This is a genomic window from Pseudomonas sp. MB-090624, from assembly GCF_003205245.1.
GTDB lineage: Bacteria > Pseudomonadota > Gammaproteobacteria > Pseudomonadales > Pseudomonadaceae > Aquipseudomonas > Aquipseudomonas juntendi.
This window is the reverse complement of sequence record NZ_QJRK01000004.1, coordinates 121,040-133,527: the sequence shown is the minus strand read 5'-3', so window position 1 is coordinate 133,527 and position 12,488 is coordinate 121,040. Positions and strand designations below refer to the sequence as shown.

11 protein-coding genes are annotated in these 12,488 nt (G+C 57.6%); 5 read left to right on the top strand and 6 right to left on the bottom strand.

Annotated features, from left to right (window positions below; genetic code table 11):
- Position 1: 1 nt before the first annotated feature.
- Positions 2-583, bottom strand: coding sequence for a helix-turn-helix domain-containing protein (locus DMX12_RS03580; RefSeq protein ID WP_110676260.1), 582 nt, complete (start codon positions 581-583; stop codon positions 2-4).
- Positions 584-739: 156 nt separating this feature from the next.
- On the opposite strand from DMX12_RS03580, the gene DMX12_RS03575 reads away from it, so the two are divergent.
- A complete protein-coding gene (locus tag DMX12_RS03575; protein ID WP_110676258.1) occupies positions 740-1,699 on the top strand; it encodes a DMT family transporter in 960 nt (319 codons plus the stop codon).
- A 451-nt stretch (positions 1,700-2,150) separates the two neighbouring features.
- On the opposite strand, the gene yfcF is transcribed toward DMX12_RS03575, so the two are convergent.
- From yfcF to dnaA, 5 genes are all read right to left on the bottom strand, one after another.
- Positions 2,151-2,783, bottom strand: a complete 633-nt coding sequence (yfcF, locus tag DMX12_RS03565) for a glutathione transferase (protein ID WP_110676256.1) — start codon at positions 2,781-2,783, stop codon at positions 2,151-2,153.
- A gap of 314 nt (positions 2,784-3,097) precedes the next feature.
- On the bottom strand, positions 3,098-5,518 hold the full coding sequence (gene gyrB, locus DMX12_RS03560) for a DNA topoisomerase (ATP-hydrolyzing) subunit B (RefSeq protein WP_009684678.1): 2,421 nt from the start codon (positions 5,516-5,518) through the stop codon (positions 3,098-3,100).
- A 4-nt stretch (positions 5,519-5,522) separates the two neighbouring features.
- A complete protein-coding gene (gene recF, locus DMX12_RS03555; protein WP_054914199.1) occupies positions 5,523-6,626 on the bottom strand; it encodes a DNA replication/repair protein RecF in 1,104 nt (367 codons plus the stop codon).
- A gap of 15 nt (positions 6,627-6,641) precedes the next feature.
- Complete coding sequence (dnaN, locus tag DMX12_RS03550; RefSeq protein WP_029886848.1) at positions 6,642-7,745, bottom strand: DNA polymerase III subunit beta; 1,104 nt, start codon at positions 7,743-7,745, stop codon at positions 6,642-6,644.
- Positions 7,746-7,785: 40 nt separating this feature from the next.
- Complete coding sequence (gene dnaA, locus DMX12_RS03545) at positions 7,786-9,330, bottom strand: chromosomal replication initiator protein DnaA (RefSeq protein WP_110676253.1); 1,545 nt, start codon at positions 9,328-9,330, stop codon at positions 7,786-7,788.
- A gap of 595 nt (positions 9,331-9,925) precedes the next feature.
- On the opposite strand from dnaA, the gene rpmH reads away from it, so the two are divergent.
- The 4 genes from rpmH to yidC are packed head-to-tail and all read left to right on the top strand — an operon-like array spanning position 9,926 to position 12,401.
- Positions 9,926-10,060, top strand: a complete 135-nt coding sequence (gene rpmH, locus DMX12_RS03540) for a 50S ribosomal protein L34 (RefSeq protein ID WP_003253163.1) — start codon at positions 9,926-9,928, stop codon at positions 10,058-10,060.
- A gap of 13 nt (positions 10,061-10,073) precedes the next feature.
- Complete coding sequence (gene rnpA / locus DMX12_RS03535; protein ID WP_029886846.1) at positions 10,074-10,478, top strand: ribonuclease P protein component; 405 nt, start codon at positions 10,074-10,076, stop codon at positions 10,476-10,478.
- Positions 10,471-10,716 (top strand): membrane protein insertion efficiency factor YidD, encoded by a 246-nt coding sequence (yidD, locus tag DMX12_RS03530; RefSeq protein WP_009684672.1) that lies wholly within the window; start codon positions 10,471-10,473, stop codon positions 10,714-10,716. The genes rnpA and yidD overlap by 8 nt, the downstream gene beginning before the upstream one ends.
- A gap of 2 nt (positions 10,717-10,718) precedes the next feature.
- Positions 10,719-12,401, top strand: coding sequence for a membrane protein insertase YidC (gene yidC, locus DMX12_RS03525; RefSeq protein ID WP_009684671.1), 1,683 nt, complete (start codon positions 10,719-10,721; stop codon positions 12,399-12,401).
- Positions 12,402-12,488 lie beyond the last annotated feature (87 nt).

Sequence of the window (12,488 nt, the reverse complement as noted above, 5' to 3'; positions counted from 1 at the left end):
CTCAGGCGTGTTCGATCACCATGACCGCGGTGGTGTCCGCCTCGAACGCTTCGAACACATGAGGAAGGTTGGCGGAGTAGCTGACGTAGTCACCTGCATGCAGCAGTACGGGCTCGTTGGCAGGCCCGACATTGGCGCTGCCGCTGCACAGGACCACATGTTCGACGGTGCCTGGCAGGTGCGGTTGGGACAGGCGCGCCTCACCCGGCTGGACCTTCAAGCGATAGATATCACGCTGCACGCCAGCAGGGCAGTCGGCAAGCAGCGTCGCCGCGTAGTTCGAGGCTTCGGCATAAGCGGTCATTCCCTCGTTGGCGCGAATTACCCGCAGGTGCTGCTGTGGCTGCTCGAAGAAGCGCGTCACTTGCAGGCCCATGGCCATGGCCAGCGACCAAAGGGTCTCGATGCTGGGGTTACCAATTCCGGACTCCAGCTGCGACAGCGTTGATTTCGCCACCCCGGCCCGTTTGGCCAGCTCTGTCACCGAGAGGCCCGCCAACTGACGCTCACGCTTGATTGCCAATGCTAGAAGGTCGATGCGGCTGAGCGGATTAGCAGGTCTTTCGTTCGTTATGTCATTCATATGTTCTTTAAATCATCCATAAATGGGTTGACGACCTCACACGCCTTGTTCAGTATGTTGATCGTTAGTTCATTATAGTGTTCGTCTTGTGAGTCGCTGGGCCAGCATGAATATGTCTTAGGTTACGTCATTACCCGTCGCAAGGAAGCTGTACATATGAAGCCTGAAGCCCGTGGCGTTGTAGAAATGACCCTGGCCATGATGATTTCCGGCACCGTAGGCTGGTTTGTAATCATGTCCGGTCAATCGCCGCAAGCCGTCGTATTCTGGCGCTGCCTGTTCGGCGCCCTGGCAATGCTGATGACTTGTCTGGCGCTGGGTGTTTTTCGCCGCTCGCAGATGGGCCTGCAGCAATTCCTCCTGGTCTGTCTAGGAGGTGTGGCGTTGGTGCTCAACTGGGTGCTGCTGTTCAGTGCCTACAGCCGCTCCTCGATTGCCATCGCGACAGTGGTCTACCACATCCAACCCTTCATGCTGGTTGGCTTAGGTGTGGTGTTCTTCGCTGAGCGCCTGAGCGCGGCGAAAGTGGCTTGGTTGTCACTTGCCTTTGGCGGCCTTGTGCTGATCGTAGTGGCTAAGAACAGTGGCCAAGCCATGGGCCCCGATTACCTTGTGGGTATATGCCTGGCGCTGGCCTCAGCGTTTTTCTATGCCGTGGCGGCGGCTATCACCAAACGCCTGAAAGCATTACCCGCGCACCTGATCGTGCTGATCCAGATGATGGTCGGTGTGGTGTTGCTTGCCCCTTTCGTGGACATAACCGTCGATATGTCCACTGAAGCGTGGAGCTACTTGGTGATTATCGGGGTGGTACATACCGGCATCATGTCGACGCTGCTCTACAGCGCTATTCAAAAGACTCCCACGGCGCTAGTGGGGGCGCTTTCCTACATCTATCCGATCGTTGCGATCCTGGTCGACTGGATAGCCTTCGGCCACCCATTGGGGGTTCTGCAGATCATTGGTGCCGCCGCCATCCTGCTGGCCGCCGCTGGCATGAATTTCGGCTGGAAACTGGCGCGCCCTGGCCAGTATACGAATACCTCGCCCAGACCTTGCGCAAGCGACAGGCAGCCCGGAGGCTTGCACCCGATGCCACCAAGGCAAGATGGCTGAGTGGGCAGCTCAAGCGGGCGAGGGTCGGTTGGGCCACCCGCAGCGTCCACCTCCCTACGATGAGACCTTTCAGGCGGTGCGTACTCGCAGCGCAGACTCCATGGCCCTGCTTGCCGAAGCGATCGATGACATGGGTAAACCTGCAATCGTGAGGGTAACGGCAGCCGATCGGCTCGCAGACTTCGGCGAGGCTGCGCTACCCAGCCTGAGCCAGGCGTTGAATGACGACAGCGTCTTAGTGCGTGCTCACCCGGCAAGTGGTTTTACGGTGCTTCCACCAGCCGAAGGCTGTCGTGATCGCCCCCTCGCAGTGGGTTGCAAACGACCAAGATTTCATCCTTAGTTAATGGGCCTGCAACAACATTGCCAGTCGTAAAAGAACCTGGGCTGCACGCCTACGCTTGGTAGCGACGCTCTACCAGAGGCAGCTCCAGGTCGAGAGCCCGTGTGATTAGAGAGGAGGTCGCTCCAACTGCAACCACTCCTGCACGGTTGGGCGCTGCCATTGCCGCTGAGCATAATCCTCCAGTCGAGCGGGAAGGCGGTCGCCATTGAGTATCAATCGATTCAACATCAAAGCGAGATCGACATCGGCGGTAGACCACTGGCCAAAAAGATAGTCCGGGCTATCGCGTAGCAGCAGTTGCGCAGCCTCCACCAACTTTCGCGTCGAGGCCACAGCTGAGGCAGACAAAGCCCCGTATTTAACGCCATAGAACACGACAAGTGTGGAGCGTTCCTTTCGGATAGGGAGCAAATCACTGCGCAGCCAGGCTTGAACTTGCCGCGCCTTGGCACGTTGCTGCGGGCTGGTCGGGTAAATCGGCGTCTGAGGGAAAAGGTCTTCCAGGTACTCAGTGATTGCGGATGATTCAGCCAAAGAAAATTCGCCATGCACCAGAGTGGGCACTCTCTGAGTTACAGAAATACGGGAATAATCCTGTGTCTGATGCTCTAGCGTGTCGAGGTCAAGGGTCTTCATTTGAAATTCGATGCCCTTCTCACGAAGCGCCACAAAACATGACATGGCGTAAGGGCTGGTGAATTGAGCGTCTACATACAAGCACAGCTTTGAAGCGTTCATACCGTCATCTCCATACGCAAGAGAAACTACGGTAGGGATTCAGGACCTATAAATAAAATTCATGTTTTTCATAGGGGGATTCCACTCAGGAATGCACTTATCCTGAACCCTTCGCCCCACCGTTCGGCGTGACCTTGCTTTCCCATCCAAGCGTACGAGGCAAAAGCTACGAGCCGTTGGGAGGAGGGTAGGAATTTGAGACAAGAAAAAAAGCCCGCTAGTGCGGGCTTGATGGTGGCCGGCGCAGACCAGGCTTTTGGCCGGGCCGGGCATCTTTTGGAAAACGTGCAGCGTTACTTTGAACCTACACCTGCTCAGAAGTCCAGGTTAGAAACCGACAGGGCATTGCTCTCGATGAAGTCACGGCGTGGTTCGACCGCATCACCCATCAGGGTGTTGAAGATCTGGTCGGCAGCGATTGCATCTTCGATGGTGACCTTGAGCATACGGCGCACGGTTGGGTCCATGGTGGTTTCCCACAGCTGCTCAGGGTTCATCTCACCCAGCCCTTTGTATCGCTGGATAGTATGCCGCTTGGTGCTTTCGTTCATCAGCCAGTCCAGCGCTTCCTTGAACTCGCTGACCGCCTTGCGGCGCTCGCCGCGCTGCACATAAGCACCTTCGCCCAGCAGGGTAGAAAGGTTGGCCCCCAGCTTCACCACCGTACGGTAGTCGTTGCTGCCAAAGAAGTCGCGGTTGAACGTGACGTAGCTGGCCAGGCCGTGGGAGGTCACTTCCACTTCCGGCAGCCACACATTGCGCTCTTTGTCTTCGCGCAGGCTGGCCTGATAAGCAAGGCCGGACTTCTGGCTGTTGCTCAGGCGCGCCTGGAACTTCACCAGCCAGGCTTGCATCGCAGCGTGATCGCCCAGTTGCTCGACGGTCACTTCCGGCAGGTAGATGAAATGCTCGGTGATGTCTTCTGGGTACAAGCGCGACAGGCGCTTGAGCGTTTTCATCACGCCGCGGAATTCGTTGACCAGGTTTTCCAGTTGTACACCGGCAACCGCTGGCGCCGACTCGTCCAGGTGCAAGCTGGCATCTTCCAGGGCCGACTGGGTCATGTACTCTTCCATGGCCTCGTCGTCTTTGATGTACTGCTCCTGCTTACCTCGCTTGACCTTGTACAGCGGCGGCTGAGCAATGTAGATGTAGCCGCGCTCGACAAGCTCCGGCAACTGGCGGAAGAAGAAGGTCAGCAACAAGGTACGGATGTGCGAACCGTCAACGTCAGCATCGGTCATGATGATGATGTTGTGATAACGCAATTTATCGATGTTGTACTCTTCGCGGCCAATGCCACACCCCAGCGCCGTAATCAACGTGCCCACTTCCTGGGACGAGATCATCTTGTCGAAGCGCGCCTTCTCGACGTTGAGGATCTTACCCTTCAGCGGCAGGATCGCCTGGGTACGGCGGTTACGGCCCTGTTTGGCGGAGCCACCTGCAGAGTCACCCTCCACCAGGTACAGTTCAGAAAGGGCAGGGTCCTTTTCCTGGCAGTCCGCCAATTTGCCCGGCAAGCCGGCAATGTCCAACGCGCCCTTGCGACGGGTCATTTCACGGGCTTTGCGGGCCGCTTCCCGAGCACGCGCAGCGTCGATCATCTTGCCAACGACGGCCTTGGCCTCGTTGGGGTTCTCCAGCAGGAAGTCGGCAAAGTACTTGTTCATTTCCTGCTCAACGGCGGTTTTCACCTCCGAGGAAACCAACTTGTCTTTGGTCTGTGAGCTGAACTTAGGGTCCGGGACCTTCACCGAAATGATCGCGGTCAGGCCTTCACGGGCATCGTCGCCAGTGGTGGCTACCTTGTTCTTCTTCGCCAGACCTTCCTGCTCGATGTAGTTGTTAAGGCTACGGGTCAGCGAGGAACGGAAGCCCACCAGGTGGGTACCACCATCACGCTGCGGAATGTTGTTGGTGAAGCACAGCAGGTTTTCGTTGAAGCTGTCGTTCCATTGCAGGGCAACTTCAACACCTACGCCATCCTCGCGCTGCACATTGAAGTGGAACACCTGGTTGTTGACCGGCGTCTTGTTGGTGTTCAGGTACTCAACGAACGCTCGCAGGCCACCTTCGTATTTGAAGAACTCTTCCTTACCACTGCGCTCATCCTTCAGCAGAATGCCGACGCCCGAGTTGAGGAACGACAGTTCGCGAATCCGCTTGGCCAGGATGTCCCAGCTGAAATGGATGTTCTTGAATGTTTCAGCCGAAGGCTTGAAATGGATATGGGTGCCCGTGGTTTCGCTGTCACCCACAACCGCCATCGGCGCTTGTGGAACACCGTGAACGTAGGTCTGTTCCCAGATTTTGCCACTGCGGCGAACGGTCAATACCAGCTTCTCGGAGAGGGCGTTTACGACCGAAACCCCAACACCGTGCAAACCGCCGGAGACTTTGTAGGAGTTATCGTCAAACTTACCGCCGGCGTGCAGGACGGTCATGATGACCTCAGCGGCGGAAACACCTTCTTCTTTATGCACATCGACCGGAATGCCGCGGCCGTTGTCGCGGACACTGATGGATTCGTCCGGGTGAATAATGACAGTGATGTCATCGCAGTGACCGGCGAGGGCTTCGTCGATCGAGTTGTCGACCACTTCGAAGACCATGTGGTGCAGGCCGCTACCATCATCGGTGTCGCCAATGTACATGCCGGGACGCTTGCGTACGGCATCCAAACCTTTCAGCACCTTGATGCTGGAGGAGTCGTACGTTTGATTTTCGCTCATGCCTTCACTCCCGATGGTCGTGGGTCTGGGTGATACGGCCTTGTTCCACGTGGAACAAAGCAACTGGCGTTTCCGTCTGCCAGCCTTCCCTCAGTAATTCGTGATCTACACAAGTGATGAACACCTGGCAGCGTAATTCTTCAAGCAAGCGGCACAGAGCGCGGCGGTGCTGGTCGTCGAGTTCGGACGGCAAGTCATCCACGAGATAAATACAGTGACCGCGGCGAGCCTGGCTGACGAGGTGGCCTTGGGCAATGCGCAGTGCGCACACCACCAACTTTTGCTGACCACGCGACAAAATGTCGGCTGCATTATTGGCAGCCAGACGAAGACGCAGATCAGCGCGCTGCGGACCGGCTTGGGTATGGCCCATTTGCTGATCGCGAAGGAGAGAGGAGGCGAGTACTTCTTGCAGTTCCCGGTCCTTGTCCCAGCCTCGGTAGTAGCTCAGGGTCAACCCGTCCAGTTCGACCAGTTCGCTCAGGGTTCGCTCGAAGACGGGCTTCAAGGCCTTGATATAGTTGCGACGGTATTCATCTATTTCCGCACTGGCCAGGCACAGTTCCCGGTCCCAGGCGGCTTGCGAAGCTGGGTCAAGTGTACCATGCCGCAACCATGAGTTCCGCTGCCGCAGCGCCTTCTGCAGCCGTTGCCAAGCGGGTAGGAAGCGAGGTTCCACGTGGAACACTCCCCAATCCAGGAACTGGCGACGAATTTTTGGTGCGCCCTCCAGCAGCCGAAAGCTGTCCGGGTTGATGAGCTGCAACGGCAGCAGCTCTGCCAACTGCGCAGCGCTACGGGCGTTCTGCCCATCGATGCGAATGGTAAAGTCCCCCTGGCGCTCGCGGGACACACCGAGGTTACTGGTACCGCCCTCCGTCAATTGCACCTCACCAAACACCGTACAGGCAGCCTGTTCATACTGTATGACCGGGTTCAAGCGAGTGCTGCGGAATGAGCGCGCTAATCCAAGCAAATGCACGGCTTCCAGCACACTGGTCTTGCCGCTGCCGTTGGCGCCGTAAAGGATATTGATGCGGGGGGAGGGTGAGAGCGTCACCGGGTGCAGGTTGCGCACCGCGGTGACCATGATACGTCGAAGGGACATTTCGCCTGCTACAGGTTACAGGCGCATCGGCATGACAACGTAGGAAGAATCATCATTCCCGGCTTCCTGCAGCAGCGCACTGCTGTTGGAGTCAGACAGGATCAGACGAACTTGCTCAGTGGTCATCACACCCAGCACATCCAGCAGGTAGCTGACGTTGAAGCCGATTTCCAGCGAGCTACCATCGTAGTCCACACTGATTTCTTCTTCCGCCTCTTCCTGCTCGGGGTTATTGGCCTGAATCTTCAATTGACCAGCAGCCAGCTGCAGGCGAATACCGCGGTACTTCTCGTTGGAAAGAATCGCGGTACGGCTGAATGCCTCACGCAACGCCTGACGATCGCCAACCACCACCTTGTCGCCGCCTTTGGGCAATACGCGCTCATAGTCGGGGAATTTGCCGTCTACCAGCTTGGAGGTAAAGGTGAACTCGCCAGTGGTCGCGCGAATGTGGTGCTGGCCGAGCACGATGCTGACCATGCCTTCTGGGTCGGTCAGCAAGCGCGCCAACTCCAGGATACCTTTGCGGGGCACGATAACCTGGTGGCGGTCGTCTTGCTCGATGGGCGCCGTCATGGAGCACAGGGCCAGGCGGTGACCGTCGGTAGACACTGCACGCAGGGTGTTGCGGGAAACCTCAAGCAGCATGCCGTTGAGGTAGTAGCGCACATCCTGCTGAGCCATGGCGAAGCTGGTGCGCTCGATCAAGCGGCGCAGCTTGCTCTGCTCCAGGTTGCAGGTCAGCGAACCCGGGCCTTCTTCCACTGTGGGGAAGTCGTTTGCAGGCAGGGTGGACAAGGTGAAACGGCTACGGCCGGCCTTGAGCAACAGTTTCTGCTCGTCGACTTTGATATCGATCAGGGCGTCATTGGGCAGGCTTTTGCAGATGTCCATCAGCTTGCGCGCCGGGACAGTGATCTCGCCAGGCTCAGCCGGCTCTTCCAGTTGCACGCGGCCTACCAGTTCGACTTCCAGGTCGGTACCGGTCAACGACAGTTGCTGGCCTTGCACGACCAGCAACACGTTGGACAGGACCGGCAAGGTCTGACGGCGCTCGACGACACCGGCGACCAGTTGCAGGGGTTTCAACAGGGCTTCGCGTTGAATGGTGAAATGCATGGTCTAGTCCCTTGCCTTCAATTAGCTGCGCACACGGCCATCAGGTCGTCAGCGTTCGCAGCAGGTTCTTGTAGTCCTCGCGGATATCCGCGTCGGATTCCTTCAATTCGTTGATCTTGCGACAGGCGTGCAGCACGGTCGTATGGTCGCGGCCGCCAAACATGTCGCCGATTTCCGGCAAGCTGTGGTTGGTCAGCTCTTTGGACAGTGCCATGGCCACCTGGCGAGGGCGCGCCACGGAACGCGACCGTCGCTTGGACAGCAAATCGGAGATCTTGATCTTGTAGTATTCGGCGACGGTACGCTGAATGTTATCCACACTGACCAGCTTGTCCTGCAGGGCCAGAAGGTCCTTCAGCGATTCGCGGATCAGCTCGATGGTGATATCGCGCCCCATGAAATGCGAGTGAGCGATCACCCGCTTCAGCGCACCTTCCAGTTCGCGAACGTTGGAACGGATACGCTGGGCGATGAAGAACGCTGCATCATGCGGCAGTTCGACCTTGGCCTGGTCAGCCTTCTTCATGAGGATGGCTACCCGCGTCTCCAGCTCTGGCGGCTCTACGGCAACCGTGAGGCCCCAGCCAAAGCGCGACTTCAAGCGCTCTTCCAGGCCTTCGATCTCTTTGGGGTAGCGGTCGGAGGTCAGGATGACCTGCTGGCCACCCTCAAGCAGCGCGTTGAAGGTGTGGAAGAATTCTTCCTGGGAGCGCTCCTTGCGGGCAAAGAACTGGATATCGTCAATCAGCAGCGCATCTACCGAACGGTAGAAACGCTTGAATTCGTTGATGGCATTGAGCTGCAGCGCCTTGACCATGTCTGCGACGAAGCGCTCCGAATGCAGGTACACAACCTTGGCGTTCGGGTTCTTCTTCAGCAAGTGGTTACCCACAGCATGCATAAGGTGGGTTTTACCCAGACCCACACCGCCATAAAGGAACAACGGGTTGTAGCCATGCTTGGGGTTGTCTGCGACCTGCCAGGCCGCTGCGCGCGCCAGCTGGTTCGACTTACCCTCGACAAAGGTATCGAAGGTGAAGGTTCGGTTCAGATAGCTGGTGTGCTTGAGCGCACCTTCAACCTGTACGGTGCGCTGTTCGGCCCTGCCACTGGTGGCTGGCGCAGCGGCCGGCTCAGCCATGGCATCGAAGCTGTCGCGCGAAGACGACTCGGCCATTTCATCCATCGGCACAGATTCGGTAACCGTTACTGCTGCAGGTTCGAGTGTAGCCGCAGCAGGCGCAGCCTTGAGGGTCTGGCTTTTGGCCTGGGTCTGCGCCTGTGAAGCGGCGACCGCAGCACTGACCGGCGCGTTGGGCGCGGCGCGCGGGGCCGAGCTGCGGCGGCTGCCTATTAATAAGGAAAGGGCAGGTGCTATGCCGCTGCCGTTCTCGCCCAACAATTCGAGCAAGCGGCCCAGGTACTTTTCATTGACCCAATCGAGAACGAAACGGTTAGGCGCATAGACGCGCAACTCGTCGCCTTCGGCTTCGACCTGTAGCGGACGGATCCAGGTGTTGAATTGCTGGGCAGGCAGTTCATCGCGCAGAAGCTCCACGCACTGCTGCCAAAGTTCCACTGACACGGATATCCCCTGAGTTTGAAAGCCGGATGAGGCAAAAACAAACCGCCATTGTACCGGTCGAGCGTCCAGTTATCCACATGTGGACACATGAGTAACCATGACAAATCAGCCATTTATCGACCAAATTGGCATGAAGGCGGTGTTGATAAGCTCTGTGGATAACCCGTCGTGAGGGCTATGCACAACCCTGGGTTCTAGCCTGTGGATAATTCACCTGTGCATAACAGGCGATTTAATCCACAGGTTGCGACCACCTACGAAACAAGCGCAGCACGGGTTCAGAACATACTTATGAAACGCTGTACATCCCATCAACCGTGGCCTGAAGTAGGTTATCCACAGAAAGTTATCCACCTAAGCTTTATAGGTTTATCAGAAAAGCTTTTTATATCTCTCTTCTTTTTTTTCATGTTGTCCTCAACGCGCACCTTCGATCAAGCACCCTGGGGTCATGGCCGAGCAGTTGCCGTCCATCACATGCTCTATAGGGAAAGACTGGTTGGAAATTGACCTACGGGCTTGCTTTCTCTAGAATCGCCGGTCTCGTAAAAAGGGGGCCATCCCGGCCCGTCGTCGACAAACCAGGTAACACGCCATGAAACGTACTTTCCAACCAAGCACCATCAAGCGCGCGCGCACTCACGGTTTCCGTGCCCGTATGGCTACCAAGAACGGCCGCGCTGTTCTGTCGCGTCGTCGTGCCAAAGGCCGTAAGCGTCTGGCCATTTGATTTTTCGGCACAGGTGGTGAGTCAGGACTTCAGTCGGGAAAAGCGACTGCTTACACCCCGGCATTTCAAAGCGGTCTTCGACTCCCCAACCGGCAAGGTTCCAGGGAAAAACCTGCTGATCCTTGCTCGCGAGAACGGCCTCGATCACCCACGGCTGGGCCTGGTGATCGGCAAGAAAAGCGTCAAACTCGCCGTTCAACGCAATCGCCTCAAGCGCTTGATGCGCGATTCCTTTCGTCTGAACCAGCAGTTACTCGCCGGGCTGGACATCGTGATCGTCGCGCGCAAGGGATTGGGTGAAGTAGAAAACCCGGAATTGCACCAACACTTTGGCAAACTCTGGAAACGCCTGGCGCGCTCCCGCCCAGCACCAGTAGTCACCGCCAATTGCGCAGGGGTAGACAGCCAAGATGCGTAAACTGGCGCTCGTTCCGATCCAGTTTTACCGTTACGCCATTAGTCCTCTGATGGCCAGCCACTGTCGTTTCTTCCCCAGCTGCTCCTGTTACGCCTACGAAGCCATCGAAAATCATGGCTTGTGGCGTGGTGGGTGGCTGGCTGTTCGTCGCCTGGGGCGTTGTCATCCGTGGAATGCAGGCGGTTTCGACCCCGTTCCACCCGCTCCTTCCTCCCGAACTTCTTCGATAGCCGAGTAATCATGGATATTAAACGCACGATCCTGATCGCCGCGCTGGCAGTCGTGTCCTACGTCATGGTCCTGAAGTGGAACGATGACTACGGCCAAGCTGCCTTGCCGACTCAGAATACTGCTGCCAGCACTGTTGCGCCGGGCTTGCCCGATGGCGTGCCGGCCGGTAACAACGGTGCCAGCGCCGATGTACCGAGCGCCAACGCCGACTCCAGCCCTGCCGAACTGGCACCGGTCGCACTCAGCAAGGACCTGATCCGCGTCAAGACCGACGTCCTTGAGCTGGCTATCGACCCGGTTGGTGGTGACATCGTCCAGCTGAACCTGCCGAAATACCCCCGCCGCCAGGACCACCCGGACATCCCGTTCCAGTTGTTCGACAATGGTGGTGAGCGTGTCTACCTGGCACAAAGTGGCCTGACCGGCGCCAACGGCCCGGATGCCCGCGCCAGCGGCCGCCCACTGTATGCCGCCGAGCAGAAAAGCTACCAACTGGCTGACGGCCAGCAGCAACTGGTGGTCGACCTTAAGTTCAGCGACAACGGCGTCAACTACATCAAGCGCTTCAGCTTCAAGCGCGGTGAGTACGACCTGAATGTCAGCTACCTGATCGACAACCAGAGCAGCCAGCCGTGGAGCGGCAACATGTTTGCCCAGCTCAAGCGTGACGCCAGCGGCGATCCGTCTTCGAGCACTGCGACCGGCACCGCCACCTACCTGGGTGCAGCCCTGTGGACAGCTTCCGAGCCTTACAAAAAGGTCTCGATGAAGGACATGGACAAGGGCAATTTGAAAGAAAATGTGTCTGGTGGCTGGGTAGCCTGGCTGCAGCACTACTTCGTGACCGCGTGGATCCCGGCCAAGTCGGACAACAACGTTGTTCAGACGCGCAAGGACAGCCAAGGCAACTACATCATCGGCTACACCGGCCCGGCACTGAACGTACCTGCCGGTGGCAAGGTTGAAACCAGCGCCATGCTGTATGCCGGTCCGAAGATCCAGTCCAAGCTCAAGGAATTGTCCCCAGGCCTGGAACTGACCGTCGACTACGGCTTCCTGTGGTTCATCGCCCAGCCGATCTTCTGGCTGCTGCAACATATCCACAGCCTGCTGGGCAACTGGGGCTGGTCGATCATCGTGCTGACCATGCTGATCAAAGGCCTGTTCTTCCCGTTGTCGGCTGCCAGCTACCGTTCCATGGCGCGCATGCGTGCCGTTGCACCGAAACTCGCCGCGTTGAAAGAGCGCTTCGGTGATGATCGCCAGAAGATGTCCCAGGCGATGATGGAGCTGTACAAGAAAGAGAAGATCAACCCGTTGGGCGGCTGCCTGCCGATCCTGGTGCAGATGCCGGTGTTCCTGGCCCTGTACTGGGTGCTGCTGGAAAGCGTTGAAATGCGCCAGGCGCCATGGATGCTGTGGATTACCGACCTGTCGATCAAGGATCCGTTCTTCATCCTGCCGATCATCATGGGCGCCACCATGTTCATCCAGCAACGCCTGAACCCAACGCCGCCGGATCCGATGCAGGCCAAGGTGATGAAAATGATGCCGATCATCTTCACCTTCTTCTTCCTGTGGTTCCCAGCGGGTCTGGTGCTGTACTGGGTTGTGAACAACTGCTTGTCGATTTCGCAGCAGTGGTACATCACACGTCGCATCGAAGCAGCCACGAAAAAAGCTGCTGCCTGACGGGCTGCTACGCTAGCCTGTGAATAAAAACGCCCCCTAGTGGGGCGTTTTTGCTATCTGTCGTTGTTGTCGTAGAGGCTTTCGAGC